Origin of the sequence: Saccharopolyspora sp. NPDC049426, assembly GCF_040676935.1 — a bacterium.
In the GTDB taxonomy this organism is placed as follows: domain Bacteria; phylum Actinomycetota; class Actinomycetes; order Mycobacteriales; family Pseudonocardiaceae; genus Saccharopolyspora.
Window position 1 is genome coordinate 58838 of the sequence record NZ_JBFAPZ010000001.1, and the last position, 15772, is coordinate 74609.

Here is a 15772-nt window from a genome sequence, read left to right on the forward strand (position 1 = left end):
AAGTCCCGATCACGATTCATGTGGAATTCCGCGTTCCGATTATCGCGCGAATTGTCGATCACTTCGTGCGGAGCTGGATCGCCCCCGCGACCCCCGGTTCGAGAGATCCATCGCAAACCAGGTTCGGCGGAACCATGAACCACGGCTGCGGCCCACCCTCCGGCCCCCAGACCGGGAGGTAGGACTGGTCGATCAGCGAGATCGCGAAGTCCGTCGAGACCTCGTTCCCCCTCCCCAGCGCCGCGGTCCCCTGCCACGGCATCACCGCCGAACCCCCCAGCGGCACGAAGCGGAACCTGCCCTGCTCCGGCCGGAGCGACAGGCTCATCCGGACCCTGTCGTGCCGCCACATCGCGGCGTAGTCGAGCTCGGCGTCCACGTGCTTGTTGGCCAGGTACGTGATCGTCTCGTCCCAGGCCAGGGCCAGCAGCTCGCGGCGGGTCCCGCCCAGCTCCGGATCGTCCAGGTCGAACGGGTCGGTGTAGACCCGGCGGGAGAACTCCACCGGATCGGCGCCGGCGTTCGGGACGTCGACCGCGTGCACGATCGAGCGGAACATCTCCGCGAACCGGGGCTGACCGGCGCAGCCCGGGTCGAGCTCATCGACCTCGGCCAGCGCGCCGCGCGGATCGACCCGCACGTCCAGCCCCGCCACGGCGGACTCGTAGCGGTCGCGGTGGCGGGCCAGCAGCTCGGCGCGCGCTGCCGCGTCGCCGCAGCCGAACTCCGCCGCCGCCTCGTCGATGTTGCGCACCGACACCACCCGGTCCGCGCCGGTCAACTCCAGCATCCGCCGGAACTCCCGCTGGTAGCCGCAGTACCGGCTGACGTCGCGCACCCGGAAGTGGCTCGGATCGGCCAGCGCGGTCACCCGGATCCCCGGCGGGTGCACCCGTCTCACCGCGGTGTCGAGCTGCAACAACCGGGCCAGCATCGCCACCTCGGCCAGGTCGGGCAAGCCGCCGAGCGCCTTCAGCCGCGAACCGTCCTGCTTCGTCGGCGGCCCCAGCAGCACCAGCTCGGCCGGTTCCCCCTCGGCCACCGCGCGCGAGAGATCCTCGTCGGCCTGCTCCCACGGGTAGGCCGTGCGGGACGCGCCGAACAGCTTCGCCTGCAAGACCTGCCAGATCGCCCGCGTCGTGCCCAGCTCGATGGCCGCCACCCGGTCACCGAGCCGGGCACCGGTCTCCTCCGCCTTCCGGCACAGTCCGCCCACGATCTCCGCCTGCTCGTCCTCGGAGAGCCGGACGCCCTGCCGCCACAACGTCGGCCGGGTGCGCATCTCCCCGAGCCGGAGCTGCGCGATCGAGGTGGCGTGCGACAAGCCCGGTCTCGCCAGGTGACCCCGACCCAACGGCGTCGGCTGCGGCAGCGCCTCGAAGGTGCCGATGGCGTCCGGCTCGTCGACCCCGGTGAACCCCGGCGCCGCGACCGGCACCACCACGGCCTGCGGGAACGCCGATCGGAGGGCTTCGAGGTTGGCGGCCTTGTCGTCGAAGGCGGCCACCGGTTCCCAGCCGCTCATGCCACGCAGCGCGGCGACCTTCTGCTCGCCGACGTCCGCGCCCTCGTCGCTGGTGCGCAGGTCGAGGTGGCCGAGACCGTGCCGGGCCAGCGCCTCCTCGGTGGCCGCCCGCATCCGGTGCCGACGTCCGGTCACCAGCACCACCCGGCCGCCGGCCTGCTCGACGTCGCCGGCGAACTGCCGCACGCCGGGCGCGAGCTCGTCGGTCAGCAGCGCTTCCCGGTCCCACGAGATCGCCCGCCGGAACTCCGCGTGCTCCACGTCCGCCGGCAACCCCGCCACGTCCCGGAACGGCCGCCACCCCGGCTCGTACAAGCCCGGCAGCACCGGCAGCGGACCGGTCACGCCGATCGCCGCGAGCGCCGCTTCCACCCGCGCCCGCGGGTGGAAGGCGCAGAAGTCCAGGTCGAGGGCGACCAGCGGGCGCGGCGCCGCGGGATCCCTGCGATGCGCGGCCGAGCGGTCCTTGACCAGCCGCAGCACCTGCTGGAGCAACTCGTGCTGGGCGGAGGGGACGTGATGCAGGTGAGGGCTCCACGGGTGTTCGCCGGCGAGCACCGACAGCAGCCCCGCCGAGCAGAACCGCAGCTCGCGGGCGAGGACTCCGGCCACGTCCGGGCTGATCGCGGTCAACCGGCTGTGCAGCCCAGTGATCGTCTCGGTCACGCGGTCCGGGTCGGCGGGTTCCAGACCGGGCACCACCACCCGCCCGCTCGGCAGGTGCACGCCGAGCGGTCCCACCGGGACCTTCCCGGCCGCCAGCAGTCCCCGGACCGTGATCACCACCGGCCGCACGACGCTCTCGATCAGCTCGTCCTCGGCGAGCTCCGGCGGCTCCACCAGCGGGATCGTCCCGCGGGGTGCTGTTCCGACCAGGCAGTACTTCGCGAGAAGGGAGTCGCGCGCGAGGTCCTCCAGCGCGCGTTCCGGCAACGTGCCGGTTGCGTACACCGCGTCTCCTTAACGATTGCAGCGCTCATCAGGCCTTCCACGTGTGCGGATGGCGGCTGCGCGAGGAGGCGCGAAAATTCGGTTCGACCGAAACCGACGACTACCGATCGGCTAACCCGCAGGTCACTGCGGGAATGTTCGGTTCTCCAACGGGTCCGCGATGCGGTCCGGAGGACGAAGACGCGCAAGTCGGCGAGCGGTCATTCACCGTCGACGAACTGCACCGGAGCGAGCCCGTTCGGCTCGTCCATCCGCCGGAGCGCGGCGCGGGCGCGGCGGTGGAGCTCTCGACGCGAGATCCAGCCCGCCGCGTAATGCCGGTACGCCTGGGCCACCATCACCAGTTCGGCGAGGTGTTCGGCGTAGGGCTCGCGGAGTTCCGGCGGCAGCTGTCGCATCGACTCGAGGTGACCGTCCACGATCTCGTTCAGCAGCCGCGCGCTGGCGAGCGCCCGGTCCCGGCGCGATCGCGGGGCCTGCTCACCCGGCGAGAACTCTGCGATCCTCATCGACAGCCCATCCGCTTAGCACCACTCGATGCACCAGTTCGCTCGTATGGTTTACCCCTTCAGGTCGAATCCTGTAACCAAAACCGACCAGAAAGGCACCGCAAACCGACCAAGATCGCCCTATCGGACGCATCAAGGTTGAGCCGGAAGCGTCAGTCGATGCTTCCGTCCACACGAGACGTCAGCTGTACGGCGCCCACTGGGTGTCCAGATCGCCTTCTCGGATCGTGCGCAGCCGCCAGCTCAGCTGCTCGCGCACGCTCGGATTCGTGCGCAGGATCGGCAGCACCCCGGTGGTGATCTTGAGTTCGCGCAGCTCGCGCAGCACCGGGAAGCCCTCCCACGACGTGATGTCGAAGCCGTACGCGTCGGCCAGCTCGCGGTGCCACTCGGCCGGATAACCCATGCGCAGGCTGCCCACCGCGATCGGCGTCAGGTCCCACTCGGGCTGGCCGATGCACAGCGAGTCCAGATCGCACAGCAGCGGGCCGTCCGGACCACCGATCACGTTGCCCAGGTGGGCATCCGCGTGGATGACCGCGCGCGGCAGCGGGAACTCCAGCCCCTCGAGCTGTTCTTCCAGGTAATCGCACCGCTGCTGGAGGAACGCGTGGTCCTCCGGGTCGATGTCCACCGCGTCGCGCAGCCGACGCCGGATGTCGGCCATCGGCTTCCAGGGCTTGAACGTCTCATCGGCGAGCGGCTGGGAGTGCATCTGGCGCAGCAGATTGCCCAGGTCGGCGCTGCCGGGCACCCGGCCCTCCTCGGGCACGAACTGCCACAGCGTCCCGCAGTGCGCACCCGAGGTGACCGGTTGCTCCACCCCCGGGAGTAACCGCACCGCGGGAACCCCGTGCACCGCGAGCCAGTGCGCGGCCTCGACAGCGGTGCGCGCCCGGTGGGCGAACGACGAGGACAGCACGACGCGAACGATCACGGGTTCGTCCCGAAGCAGGAAAACCCCGTTGTTGATGCACCTGATCAGCCGGGCGCCACGCGGGTTCAGGCCGACGGTCTCGCAGATCTCGGTCAGCGCCAGTTCCAGTTCCGGGGGGACGCTCTGACCCTGTTGAACCTGGTATGTCTTCATGCTCATGTTCTCAACACCGACGTCGCCGGCCGGTCACACCCGGAATCGGGGCGACCTCACGCCTGGCGGAACCGCCGGACTTCCTCGAAGAGGTCACGGGAATCCGAGTTGGCCCGGTTCTTGCCCGCTTCCAGCTCCAGTGGTTTGAGCCGGTCGGCGACCCGGGCGGACTTCACGCGCTCACCGAACTGCAGCGCACGACGTCCGACCTTCAGGCCTTCCTGAACGTCGCCGGCCCGGAAGTGGTTGGTTGCCTGCAGGCTCAACCCGAAAACGTGGGTTCGCTGCATGTCCGCGCCATACGCCTCGTTGCACTTGATGGTCTCGGCGACCGCGATCGAGGCGTGCTTCTTGGGATCGAACACCGCCAGCGCGTCGTGCGCGGAGCCGATCATGCCGTGCAGGTCGTTCTCGGTGAAGAAGCGGACCCAGTCCGGAGCGTCGTCCACGTTGGCGCGGGCGAACTCGTCCTTGGTGCGGCCCACCATCTTCTGCACCTGGTCGGGCTTGTTGAGCATCCCGTAGGCCCACGCCTCGTTCGCGCACAGCACCGCGACGGTCAGCGAAGAACCCGATTCCTGGGCCGCGATCTGGCCCAGCTGGAACAGCTTCAACGCCTCGTTGGGCTCCTGGTAGTGCAGGTAGACCCGGCCCATCCGGTACAGCACGCTGGCCACGAGGCTGTCGTCGTCAGCGCGCTTGGCGAACTCCAGGGCGCGGCCGAAGTGGCTGCGCGCCGGGTCCAGCAGGCCCACGTCGAACGAGGTCCAGCCGGCCAGGCTGTGCATGTCCGCCAGCGCCACGAACAGCTGCTTGCGGACGGGATCGCTGGAGGTGGAGTCCAGCAGCTGCTGGGCCCACGAAAGCTGGGCGACCACGGCGTCGCGGCAGGTGCCGCCGCCGTATCGGTAGTCGAGGTCACGCAGGGCCTTGGTAGCGGCCTGGATCTGCTGCACATCCGTCATGCCGATGCGCGCCGGAGCCGGAGTCTGGGCGCTGGCGGGCGACCAAGCACTGTCTTCGGTGCCGAACACCGCGGCGCCCATGGTCACCGCGGCCGCGTGGGACAGGAACTTCCGACGCTTCACCGATTCGTCCTCCTCAGCTTCCAGGGCGTTCGTCGCTTTCGCGACCCGCATGGCGGTCGCCCCGTCGTAGGCGAGGCCCATGTAGCCCCGCGGGATGCCGAGCCCGTCGGCTATTCGGGCCAGCACGTCATACGCCATGACCTGCCGACCCTTGAGGATCTCGGACACCTCGGACTGGGATTGCCCCGTCGAGGCGGCGATCTGCCGCTGCGAGACCCCGTGCCGGCGCAGTTGCCGGTAGACCTCGCTGACGTCCCTCCGAGCCAGCGCATCCCGCATCTCCCGCTCGTTCCAGACGTCGGGAGTAACGGGCGAGCCGCCAGATCCGATGATGTTCATTTGACCCCCTGACGCTCTCAAACGGGCGTTGCTCGCAGAGTAAGCGCACTGCGGCAACTCGGTGAAGCCCGTATCGGTAGAGGTGATCGGTTGCGGTGAAGTCCGCTTACCGCTCGTCGCGGCCTTCGGTCCGGTCGTCGCCTGTCCTCTAGGCGAAGCGACCGCCAGGCATCAATGTAGTCATCAGCAAGCAGCGAGCACAGACAGGATCTGGGGCAACACGATGGACATTCGAGCGACGGACTCGCGGCAGGAGGGTGACGGAACCCCGCACGTTCCGGAATCCGCCGACCGCCGTCGCTGGTGGCACGTCGACTGCCGCGATGTCGCGAACGCGCATCGGAGCCTGGCCGTGCTCGTCAACAGGGACAAGGTGGTGCTCGTCGGACCGCCCGGCTACGCCGCGGAACTCGAAAGCCGTGGTGCAGCTCAGTTGTCGATGGCGCTGCGGGATGCCGCAGCGCAGGCGAGAAAGTGACGGTGGACGTCTCATGGACGAGATCCTGGGGCAGGTGTTGCGCAGCGCGGTGCGTGAGCGGCTCGATGTTCTTTCCGAGCTCGCCGACCGCGCGGACGCCCCCTCCCTGCTCTCCGTGGCGCGCGCCGAACTCCCGCGGCTGACCGCGGGATGGCGGGCGCTGCTCACCGCGCACGAAGCCGACGAGAAGGGCAACTGCCCAGAGTGCTCCGGACGTCGACGCCCCACGAAAGCACCGTGCTCGGTGTGGGAGTCGGCCTACGAACACCTGGTCGCAGGAGCCCTCGCACCCCGTCCCGCACGGCACCAGCGACCGGCGCACGCTTTGCAGCCGGCCACGCCGGTGCCGTAAGCCGGCGGACTCGGACCCGGACAGCAGCACCTCCTCCCCGACCCGGGACCGAGCAACCGCCAGGTGGCGGCCGATGAGCGCTTAGTCGCGAATCCCCGACCCCGGCCAACGCGAGTCGGCCGCCACCAAGCTCCACCGCTGTGACAACACAAGACTTCCGCGGGCCGGTGCTGACGCACTCCCCTCCCCCCGACCGGTACCGGTCCGCGGACTCCAACCACTCCGGATCACCGTTTCCCCGGACGGACCGGAGGTGGAAAAGGCCCTGGACGCGACCTCCCCGACTCGCGCCCAGGGCCTTTCCTTATTTCAGGTTTCGGGTTGGCCGCCGCTCGGTGCCGGTCTGGTTCTGCTGTCCGGCGAGGTCTTGGGGTTCTGCTTACTGACAAGACTCTGTGGTCAGCCTGCTTGGCGGTGTGGGAAGCGGAACCTGAGCGGCTCTCTGGCTCCGGGATCCGAGACTTGTGTATGCCCAATACACGGCGCTACGGCTGTCCTCACCAGAGAGCCGCTCAGAACCCGCGGCGGTGCCGGTTGCTCAGGTGGGGTGCTGAGAAACCGGCTTCGCCGGTTGCCTGACGTTGTTTTCGTTCTTCGCTCTTCGTACTTCTTCTTATTTCCTGCGGAGTCTTGCTCTTTCGGCGAAGTCCGGTTCCAGGCGTAGTCCCTCTCTGGGTGAAACTCCGCGTGGGGTGGGGACGTTCGGGGGTTCGATCAGCTGTGTTCGGTCGGCGGGGACCATGGCCCAGGGTTGGCGCGGGCCCAGGAGCGGTGAGTAGACCGGGACGAAACCCTGGTCCAGCAGCGAGATGGCGAAGTCGATCGCGACGTGGCCGCGCGGGTCCAGGACGCCGGTCCCCTGCCAGGGCAGCAGGCCCGAACCGCCGAGGTAGGTGAAGCCGAGGCAGCCCTGCCGGACCGCGCTGAGCGTCAACCGCACCCGGTTCGGGAACATCCGCTCGTAGCCGAACTCCTCGTCTACCTGCATCGTCGCCATGTAGCGGATGACCGTGTGCCACGCGCGGCGCAGCACCGCGCGTCGTCCCTGCCGGATCTCGGCGGAGGCGCTGGGATCGCTGACGTTGTAGATGTCGGCGTACAGGGCGGCCGACCACTCCAGCCGATCGGTGCCCGCGGGGACCGTCACCGGTACCGAGTACACCAGCGACATCAGGATTTCCCGGAACAGCCCGATCACGTGCGGCGCGAAATCCGTCTCCGCCGTCGACCAGTCGTGCACCGATTCCAGGGTGCGCAACGGGTTGTCGGTGATGTCGAAGTCGCGCAGCCGATCGCTGAGCAGCTTCCGGTAGTTCGCGATCCGGCGGGCGCGTTCGGCGGGCAGGCCCGGCCCGAGCCGCTGCTCGGCGACCTCGTCGATGTCGGCCACCATCGTCCGGTCCCCGATGCCGACGAGGTCCACGTACTCGCGCAGCTTCCGCTGGTAGGCGTCGGCGATCGCGGCCGGCCTGCTCCGGAAGTGCCTGCCGTCGGTGAGGATGTTGAAGTGCAGCCCCGGCGGGTACACGGCCGCGACCGCGCGCTGCATCTCGCGCAGCCGCGCCATCGCGCCCAGCTCCGCCAGGTCCGGCAGCGGTCCGGACGCCTTGAGCCGGTTCAGGCACTGCTTGACCGGGAATCCCAGCAGCACCACGTCGATCGGTTGACCGGCGCGCACCGGGGTTTCGGCGTCGCGCTTGAGGTCGGCCAACCGGTAGTTGGCGCGCGAACCCTTGATGAACTGCTTGCGGGTCACCACGTGGTGCAGCGCGGCCAGCACCCGCTCGACGTCGTCCGGATGTTCGTCCAGGCCGAACTTCGCGATCGCCCCTCGACCGGTGCGCTGCGCGGCCCGATCGGTGTCGGCGACGATCGAGTCCACGATGGACTGCGTCTCGCCCTCGGTGAGGTGCACCGCCCAGCGGCCGGCCAGCCGGTTCCGGCGCAGCGCGCCGATCTGCAGCTCCTCCAGGGAATGCGTGTTGGACAGCTTCGGCCCGCCCGGCGCGCTGGGCCGCGTCTCGAAGGTGGCGATGACCGCGGCGTCGTCGGCGGCGGGGGCGTCCGGCCGCCGCTGCGCGGCCAGGCCCGGGATCTCCACCGCGACCGGCACCGCGTCGCCGAACTCCGCGCGCACCGCCGTCCGGTTCTCCCCTTCGTCGTCGAAGACCGCGACGACGTCCACCTCGCCGAGGGCGCGGATCCGCTCCGCTTTGACCTCGGCGATCGGCCGGGAGACGTCGCTCGGCACGACCAGCAGCGTCGCGTCCGGCACACCGGCGTCGGCCAGCAGCTCGGCGGTGATCTCGCGGAACCGCTCCTTGCGGGCCGTGCAGAACACCACCTGGCCACCGGCGTCCTGGACGTCCCAGACGAACCGGGCCAAGCCGGGGTTCACGCTGTCGGTGCGCAGCCGCTCGCGCGGCCGGGACTGGAAGGCCCGCAGGAAATCACCGCGCAGCTCGTCCCAGTCCACCGCCGGGTAGCGCTCGCCGAGTCCCGACCAGCGCACGAAGTTCTCCCAGCTGCCGGGCAGGTGCGTCGGCAGCACCGGGAGCGTGGCCGGACCGGCCAGTTCGAGGATGCCGCCGGGCGCGCCCGGCCGGGGCCCGGAGACGGCGCGGGCCGCGTCGGTGATCCGCTGCAACGGGATCAGCCCGCACAGGTCGACGTCGATGACCACGGCGGGCCGCGGCGCGTCCGGGTTCCACCGGCGCTCGCGGGTGCCCTGCTGGACGCGGTCGAGCACCGACTTGAGCACGCTGTCCTGGCTCTCCGGCACGGTGTGCGCGTAGCTCTGCAGCGGCTGCTCGCCGGAGAGCAGCTCTGCGGTGTGCGGCGCGAGGTAGCGCAGCTCCTCGCCGATGACCCGCCGCACGGCGTCGGACACCTCGCGGCCGCGGTCACCGGCGCGCAGCGAGGCGAAGCCCTCGCCCAGCCGTTCCAGCGTGCTGACCAGCGCGCGAACCCCGGTGGTGACCTCCGCGCGGCTCGGCTCGGCGGTGATCCGCTCGTGGTCGGTGACTACGATCCGGCCGGTGGCCTGCAACTCCGGCGAGAGCTCGACGGCGAAACCTGTCTCGTCCAGCGCGAAGAGGCCGAGTCCGTGGGTGTCCAGCGCCAGGCGGAACACCCGCAGCAGCGGCCGCACGAAGTGCTCCAGGAAGTGGTCGAGCTCGTCCTCGCGGCGCGCGAACCGGTTGTCCAGCACGACGCGCAGCAGCTTCGGCGCGCCGTCGGAGTCCGGGTGCAGCAGCGCGTCGAGGTCGGCGGCGATCGTGCCGCCCGGGTGCCTGGGGTGCGCGGGGGCCGGGTCGATGACCCGCAGCAGCGCGGTCGTCCCGGTTCCGGTGTCGACCACCGCTCCCGGCACCGGCTGGGTGGCGCAGTGCATCCGCAGTTCCGGGTCGCCGGAGACGACCGAGGCGAAGCGCTCCCAGCCGCGCAGCGCGCGCAACGCCTGGTCGCGGGAGTCGATGGGCTGCACGCGAACGGCGCGTTCCCGTCGGCCGACGGTCACCCCGGCTTCGGGGAACGGCACCTTCGGGCCGGTCCCGGGACCGCGCAACGACGCCAGCACACGGTGCGCCAGTTCGCGGTCGGCACCGCAGAGCAGGTCGACGCGCTCGGCCGGAACCTCGGTGACCCGCGGTTGCGCGGGGCTCTCCGGGGTCAGCGAACCGGCGAGCCGGTTCAGCCACGCCGCGTCGAAAACCCGCCTGGTGCGCCGCGATCGGACCAGCGCGCGGTACAGGTCGGCCCAGGTCGCGTCCGCGCCCAGCGGGATTCCGGTGCCGACACCGGCAAGCAGCAGATCGCCGTCGGGAGCCTGCTCGACCCAGAGCCCGTAGCCCCCGGCGGTGAGCAGGTCGTTCGCCTCTGCGACGGTGAGCGGGCGCCAAGGTCCCGGGGCAGGAAGCCCGTCCACCGGCCAGTCGTCCTGCGCGGAGTCCTCCGCCAGGAACGGCAGGTCCGTCTCCGCCTGTCGAGCCGTCACCACTTCCCGGGCCGTCACGGGACCGAGCGGACGGTCTCGGCACACAGGCGAGGGAACCCGGGTACGGCGAGCAGACGTGGGGCAGCCGTGCAGTAACCCACAATGACCCTTCTGTCACGGAGAATGACGACTCTCGTCACACTAGATAGCGACCCTCCGCGTTGACAACATGACTCAATGCATACCGGTTTCCTGTAACGCTCGTGGATCACCAGGCCGAATGGGGTTTTCACCCGCATGGGATGTAACACTTGACCTAGGTCAAGTGACGCCCAACGAATTCACCCTTTCGTCCGACGTCGTCGGCGGCATGTCCGATACGCGCGGATGTCGGCTCATTAGCAGACTGGTCGACACAACTTCAAGAAATCAGGGAGTCGCATTGCCTGCTGAAACAGCACCGCTGCGGCGCAAGCCCGTGCAGCAGCGAAGTGCCCAACGAGTGGAGAAGATGCTCGCCGCCACCGCCGGCCTCATCGACGAGGTGGGCTACGACGGATTAACAACCACCCTCATCGCAGAACGAGCCGGAGTCGCGGTCGGATCGCTGTACCAGTTCTTCCCGGACAAGCGCGCCGTCGTGCAGGAGCTGACGCTGCGCAACCTGGACCGCTTCGTGCGGACGGTGTCCAGCCGCTTCGAGCAGCTGGAACTCGCCCACTGGTGGGACGCCGTGGACGCGGTCTTCGACACCTACCTGACCATGCACCGCGAGGTCCCGGCGTTCAGCCGGCTGCACTTCGGGGACGTGGTCGACCTGCGGTTGCTCGATCCGAGCAAGGACAACAACGCGGTCATCGCGGAGAAGCTGACCGGGCTGATCGCCGAGGAGTTCCAGCTCGACCCGGCCGACCTCGCCCTGCCGCTGACCGTGGCCGTCGAAGCGGCCGACGCCGTGCTGCACCTGGCGTTCCGGCGCGACCCCCACGGCGACCAGGCCATGCTGGCCGAAGCCAAAGACCTGGTCCGCGGGTACTTGTCCAACCGGATCGCCGAAGGAGAACGAGTCAGCTCGGCCGTGGTCGGGCGAACGATCATGCCGCGTTACCCGAACGACCTGCCTTCCCCGCGGTAGGTCGGCACCTCTTCGACGGCCGAGACCCCGCCGTCGACCAGGTGGTAGCGGTTGAACCGTTCCGCGAGCTCCCCGGCCTTGGAGTGCCGGAACCAGACCCGGTCCCCGATGCGCAGGCCGCGCGCCGCCGCACCGGTCACCGGTGTCTGCACCTCACCGGCACCCTCGGCCCCCAGCAGCCCCAGGCCCTCCGGCCAGTGCGGGGCCGGAACCCGGTCCGCCCCGGGCGGGCCTGATGCGATGTAACCGCCGCCGAACAACGTCGCGATGCGCCCTGCCGGTCGATGCACCACCGGCAGGGCGTAGAGCACGGCCGGCCGCGGCTGGAAAGCGCGGTAAGCGTCGAACAACGTCGGGCCGATCAGCCCCGAACCCGCCGCGACCTCGGTGATGATCCCGTCCTCCACCGCGGTCCGCTCCAGGCTGCCTGTGCCACCGCCGTTGACGAACTCCAGATCCGCGACCTCGCGAACCTCGCGCACCACCGCCGCGCGTCGCTGCGCCAGCTCAGCCGCCGAGCGGCGCTGGATGCCGCGCAGCAGCGCCCCGCGCAGCGGCCTGCCGGGCGGGGCATCGCCGAGCCCCGCGATCTGCCCCTCGTACGCCATCAACCCGACCAGCTGGAATCCCGCGCGCCGCTGAGCGGCTTCGGCGAAACGCCGCACCTGCGCCGGGGTGTGCAGCGGGGAACGGCGGGTGCCGATGTGCACCCCGGGCACCGGCCGCCACGAGGCGTCGACTTCGACGCACAGCCGGATGTCCGGCCGGTCGCGGCCCACCGCCGCGTCGATGAGGTCCAGGTGATCGATCGAGTCGACCATGACGCTGATCGCCGCGGCGGCTGCCGGGTTCGCGGCCAGTTCCCGCAACGCGGAGCAGTCCGCGGTCGGGTAGGCGACCAGGAGGTCGTCGCTGAGGCCTTCGGCGTGCAACCACAGTGCTTCGGCCAGGGAGTAGCACATCAGGCCCGAGTAGCCGTCCATCCGCAGCGCGCGGGTGATGAGCTCCCGGCACCGGACGGATTTCGTGGCGATCCGGATCGGCACACCGGCCGCGCGGCGCACCATGTCCTGGGCGTTGTGGTCGAAGGCTGCCAAGTCCACCGCTACGAACGGTGCCTCGATTTCGCTGGTGATCTCGTCGATCCGGCGCACGCCGACAACCGTAAGCCGATGGGCCTTGTTATGTGAATCGGTTTCACATAACTTCAGCCCATCGCGCCGACCACCTCACCCATTGGAGGCCCGGCATGCAGCGTGATCCGGCCACCGCACGGCCGTGGACCAACTGGGGCCGCACGACCACCGCACACCCGGCGCGGGTCGTCGCCCCACGAGACACCGCCGAAGCGGCCGAAGCGATCCGCGCCGCGACCCGGGATGGCCTGCGGGTGCGGCCGATCGGGTCCGGGCACTCGTTCTCGGCCGTGGCCTCGCCGGAATCCGGTGTGGCCCTGGACCTCCGGCACTGGTCGGGGATCATCCACGCCGACCCGTCGACCGGCCTGGTCACCGCGCACGGCGGCACTCCGCTGCACGTGCTCAACGCCGAACTCGACTCGCTGGGCCTGGCGATGGCCAACCTCGGCGACATCGACCAGCAGACCATCGCCGGCGCCATCTCCACCGGAACGCACGGCACCGGAGCCGGTCTCGGCGGTCTGGCCACGCAGGTGGAAGCGCTGGAACTGCTGCTCGCCGACGGCAGCGAGGTGCGCTGCTCGGCGACCGAGAACCCCGAGCTGTTCGCCGCGGGCAGGCTCGGCCTGGGCGCTCTCGGCGTGATCACCACCGTGACGCTGCGCTGCGTTCCGGCGTTCACGCTGGCGGCCGAGGAACGCCCGGCGCCGCTGGAGGAGGTGCTCGCCGACTTCCACGGGCTCGCCGAGGCCCACGACCACTTCGAGTTCCACTGGTTCCCGCACAGCCGCAACGCCATGGTCAAGCGCAACGACCGGCATCCGGGACCGCCGCGCCCGCTGCACCCCGTGCGGCACTTCCTGGAGTACGAGGTGATGGAGAACCACCTGTTCGGCGCGGTCTGCGGGATCGGGAGGGCCGTTCCCGCGCTGGTCCGGCCGCTGAACCGGATCTGCGCCGCGACCTGGTCGGCCCGCAGCTACCAGGACCGCTCGTTCCGGGTGTTCACCACGCCGCGCCGAATCCGGTTCGTGGAGACCGAGTACGCGTTCCCCCGCGATGTCGTCCCGGACGTGGTGCGCGAACTGCGCGAGGTCGCCGCGCGGCTGGCCGACCCGGTGATGTTCCCGGTGGAGGTTCGGGTCGCCCGAGCCGACGACGTGTGGCTGTCCACCGCTCACGGCCGCGACACCGGCTACATCGCGGTGCACCAGTTCCTGGGAATGCCCTACCGGCACTTCTTCGACGCCTTCGAGGCGATCGCCCGGGACGCGGGCGGGCGACCACACTGGGGGAAGATGCACCGCCTGGACGCGACGGCGTTGTCTCGCATTTACCCCCGGTTCAACGAGTTCCGGCAGGTCCGCGCCTCGGTCGACCCGGGCGGGATCTTCCACAACTCGTATCTGGACCGCGTCCTGGGACCTGTGGATAACCCGAACTGATTACCCCGCCGCGGCACGCACCGCGTCGGTGATCGCAACGTCACCACCGACGAGCTCCAGGGCCCGTCCGGAGGTCCCCGGTTCGCGCAGCAGGGCCGCCAGAACGGCGGCCACGTCGCGGCGCGTGACCTCGTCCCGGCCGACCTCCTCGGCGAGCGCGACCCGGCCGGTCGGCTCGTCGTCGGTGAGCCGTCCGGGGCGCAGGATCGTCCACTGGAGATCGCGCCCGCGCAGGTCCTCCTCGGCCGCGCGCTTGGCGTCCAAATAGGCCCCGAACACCGGGTCCACGTCGGGCGGGTTGGGGGTCCGGGTACCCATCGAACTCACCTGCACGAAGCGTCGAATTCCGGCCTGTTGACAGGCATCCGCGAGCAGCGCGGAGGCTCCGCGGTCCACTGTGTCCTTGCGCGGAGCACCGCTGCCGGGGCCCGCTCCCGCGAGGAAGACGGCGGCGTCCACTCCGGACAGCCGGCCCGCCAGCTCGGCCGCTCCGGTGCTCTCCAGATCGAGCACCAGGGGCTCGACGCCGTCGGCTTCGAGGTCGGCCGCGTGGTCGGGGTTGCGGATGATTCCGAGGACCTGATCGCCCCGTTCGGAGAGCAGTCGGCCGAGCGGCCGAGCGATCTTCCCGTGGGCTCCGGCGATGACGATGCGCATGTCCCCACGGTATGCCCGACGCCGCTGCTCAACCGTTCAAGCACGGCCTGTGGACAACTCCCGATTTCTGGGGATAACCCACCTGTGGACACACCTGTGGACAACTCCGCGAGAAGCCTCGAACCGAGTCGGCGGACGGAGCCCGCCCACGCTGCGCGGTAGCGTGGTCCGGGCGGGCACCGTCCGCTTCTCTCCCCCTCCAGCAGGCAAACCCCCGCCCACTGGTTCTGGTAAGTGCAGTTCCAGTTGAAGCCCCCCGGTCCAACTGGAACTGCGGCCCCCAGGGGCCTTCAGCTGCGCGACGGCGCTGTGGCTTCAGCAGACAGCAGTTGTTGGTAGACGACCTCGTTCACCCATCGCGAGACCGCGGTGTGCTCGACCGGCGGCGCGTCGTCGAGGCTGTGCCCCGGAAGTTCTTCGCGCACGTCGTCACCGTCGGCGCTGAGCACCGCGATGCCGAACTGGCGGGCGCGGATCAGGCAGGTCTCGGCGAAGTCCGGCGCGACGGCCACGCTGCGCGGCACGACGATCGCCGCGTCGACGAAGCGCGCGAACGGCACCGCGGCGGTCAGCGCGGTGCGCCAGTGGCGCGCCGGCGCGAGGACTCCGGTGATGCGAGCCGCGGGCGGTGGCACCCGGCCGTCCATCTCGGGCCAGACCCAGGTGGCGATCTCCGCGCGGTCCAGAACCGGACCGCTGGCGAAGACCAGGCGTTCGGCGTGGGCTTCGGGCACCAGTTCCGCGGTGGCGATGATCTGGCGTCCGAGCAACTTCACCGGCGGCAGCACGCTGCCGCTCCAGCCCATCGCGTCCACCGATCGCTGGGCGAGCCGACCCATCGAGGCGGCCTGCCCCAGCGGCGACCGGACCTGCGTGGTCGAGCAGGCTCGGAGCTCGTCTTCGGACCAGGCATGTCCCGGCATTGCGGTCACAGCGTTCCGCCTCCCTCGCGCTACGTGCACTCCGCGACTTCAACTTCCCCCGGCCACCGGTGCGGGGGCCACGTTGACTAAAACAGCTCCGAGGCGGTTCTGCGCTGCTCATCGGGGGTCGCTGCGATCGGCGGCGGGCAGCTGTCGGTGACCGGTCGACGAATGACATGGAGGCTTCAGCCCCGCCATGCGGCC

General features: G+C 70.2%; 12 protein-coding genes. 4 read left to right on the forward strand and 8 right to left on the reverse strand.

Annotated elements, in window-relative coordinates:
- Nucleotides 1-58: 58 nt before the first annotated feature.
- The 4 genes from AB0J78_RS00280 to AB0J78_RS00295 all read right to left on the reverse strand — a co-directional run bounded on the left by AB0J78_RS00280 (nucleotide 59) and on the right by AB0J78_RS00295 (nucleotide 5502).
- The gene (locus AB0J78_RS00280) at nucleotides 59-2476 is read right to left on the reverse strand and encodes an L-tyrosine/L-tryptophan isonitrile synthase family protein (protein WP_363785282.1); all 2418 of its coding nucleotides are present in this window, start codon (nucleotides 2474-2476) and stop codon (nucleotides 59-61) included.
- A gap of 200 nt (nucleotides 2477-2676) precedes the next feature.
- Nucleotides 2677-2985 (reverse strand): hypothetical protein, encoded by a 309-nt coding sequence (locus AB0J78_RS00285; protein ID WP_363785284.1) that lies wholly within the window; start codon nucleotides 2983-2985, stop codon nucleotides 2677-2679.
- A gap of 181 nt (nucleotides 2986-3166) precedes the next feature.
- Nucleotides 3167-4081 (reverse strand): aminoglycoside phosphotransferase family protein, encoded by a 915-nt coding sequence (locus tag AB0J78_RS00290; protein ID WP_363785287.1) that lies wholly within the window; start codon nucleotides 4079-4081, stop codon nucleotides 3167-3169.
- A gap of 50 nt (nucleotides 4082-4131) precedes the next feature.
- The gene (locus tag AB0J78_RS00295; RefSeq protein WP_363785289.1) at nucleotides 4132-5502 is read right to left on the reverse strand and encodes a helix-turn-helix transcriptional regulator; all 1371 of its coding nucleotides are present in this window, start codon (nucleotides 5500-5502) and stop codon (nucleotides 4132-4134) included.
- A gap of 61 nt (nucleotides 5503-5563) precedes the next feature.
- On the opposite strand from AB0J78_RS00295, the gene AB0J78_RS00300 reads away from it, so the two are divergent.
- Together AB0J78_RS00300 and AB0J78_RS00305 are read left to right on the forward strand one after the other, a co-directional pair.
- A complete protein-coding gene (locus AB0J78_RS00300) occupies nucleotides 5564-5980 on the forward strand; it encodes a hypothetical protein (RefSeq protein WP_363785291.1) in 417 nt (138 codons plus the stop codon).
- A gap of 13 nt (nucleotides 5981-5993) precedes the next feature.
- Nucleotides 5994-6332, forward strand: a complete 339-nt coding sequence (locus AB0J78_RS00305; protein ID WP_363785294.1) for a hypothetical protein — start codon at nucleotides 5994-5996, stop codon at nucleotides 6330-6332.
- A gap of 613 nt (nucleotides 6333-6945) precedes the next feature.
- Here AB0J78_RS00305 and AB0J78_RS00310 read toward each other — a convergent pair.
- Nucleotides 6946-10347 (reverse strand): L-tyrosine/L-tryptophan isonitrile synthase family protein, encoded by a 3402-nt coding sequence (locus AB0J78_RS00310; RefSeq protein ID WP_363785297.1) that lies wholly within the window; start codon nucleotides 10345-10347, stop codon nucleotides 6946-6948.
- A gap of 433 nt (nucleotides 10348-10780) precedes the next feature.
- On the opposite strand from AB0J78_RS00310, the gene AB0J78_RS00315 reads away from it, so the two are divergent.
- Nucleotides 10781-11404 carry a TetR family transcriptional regulator gene (locus AB0J78_RS00315; protein WP_363786330.1) on the forward strand — a complete coding sequence of 208 codons (624 nt, stop codon included), beginning with the start codon at nucleotides 10781-10783 and terminating at the stop codon, nucleotides 11402-11404.
- Here AB0J78_RS00315 and AB0J78_RS00320 read toward each other — a convergent pair.
- Nucleotides 11374-12558: an amino acid deaminase/aldolase gene (locus AB0J78_RS00320; protein ID WP_363785300.1), complete on the reverse strand. Its 1185-nt coding sequence runs from the start codon at nucleotides 12556-12558 to the stop codon at nucleotides 11374-11376. The two genes, AB0J78_RS00315 and AB0J78_RS00320, sit on opposite strands and share 31 nt — an antisense overlap.
- A gap of 95 nt (nucleotides 12559-12653) precedes the next feature.
- On the opposite strand from AB0J78_RS00320, the gene AB0J78_RS00325 reads away from it, so the two are divergent.
- On the forward strand, nucleotides 12654-13988 hold the full coding sequence (locus tag AB0J78_RS00325; RefSeq protein WP_363785303.1) for a D-arabinono-1,4-lactone oxidase: 1335 nt from the start codon (nucleotides 12654-12656) through the stop codon (nucleotides 13986-13988).
- Here the strand turns inward: AB0J78_RS00325 and AB0J78_RS00330 are convergent, their stop codons facing one another.
- Complete coding sequence (locus AB0J78_RS00330) at nucleotides 13989-14645, reverse strand: SDR family oxidoreductase (protein ID WP_363785305.1); 657 nt, start codon at nucleotides 14643-14645, stop codon at nucleotides 13989-13991.
- A 290-nt stretch (nucleotides 14646-14935) separates the two neighbouring features.
- Entirely contained in the window at nucleotides 14936-15568 is a 633-nt protein-coding gene (locus tag AB0J78_RS00335) for a hypothetical protein (RefSeq protein WP_363786332.1), read from the reverse strand.
- Nucleotides 15569-15772 lie beyond the last annotated feature (204 nt).

Excerpts from the sequence above, each read along its gene's own strand:
- AB0J78_RS00295 (WP_363785289.1), bottom strand. The coding sequence starts at position 5,502 with ATGAACATCATCGGATCTGGCGGCTCGCCCGTTACTCCCGACGTCTGG.
- AB0J78_RS00325 (WP_363785303.1), top strand. The coding sequence starts at position 12,654 with ATGCAGCGTGATCCGGCCACCGCACGGCCGTGGACCAACTGGGGCCGC.
- AB0J78_RS00330 (WP_363785305.1), bottom strand. The coding sequence starts at position 14,645 with ATGCGCATCGTCATCGCCGGAGCCCACGGGAAGATCGCTCGGCCGCTC.
- AB0J78_RS00285 (WP_363785284.1), bottom strand. The coding sequence starts at position 2,985 with ATGAGGATCGCAGAGTTCTCGCCGGGTGAGCAGGCCCCGCGATCGCGC.
- AB0J78_RS00290 (WP_363785287.1), bottom strand. The coding sequence starts at position 4,081 with ATGAGCATGAAGACATACCAGGTTCAACAGGGTCAGAGCGTCCCCCCG.
- AB0J78_RS00305 (WP_363785294.1), top strand. The coding sequence starts at position 5,994 with ATGGACGAGATCCTGGGGCAGGTGTTGCGCAGCGCGGTGCGTGAGCGG.
- AB0J78_RS00335 (WP_363786332.1), bottom strand. The coding sequence starts at position 15,568 with ATGCCGGGACATGCCTGGTCCGAAGACGAGCTCCGAGCCTGCTCGACC.
- AB0J78_RS00315 (WP_363786330.1), top strand. The coding sequence starts at position 10,781 with ATGCTCGCCGCCACCGCCGGCCTCATCGACGAGGTGGGCTACGACGGA.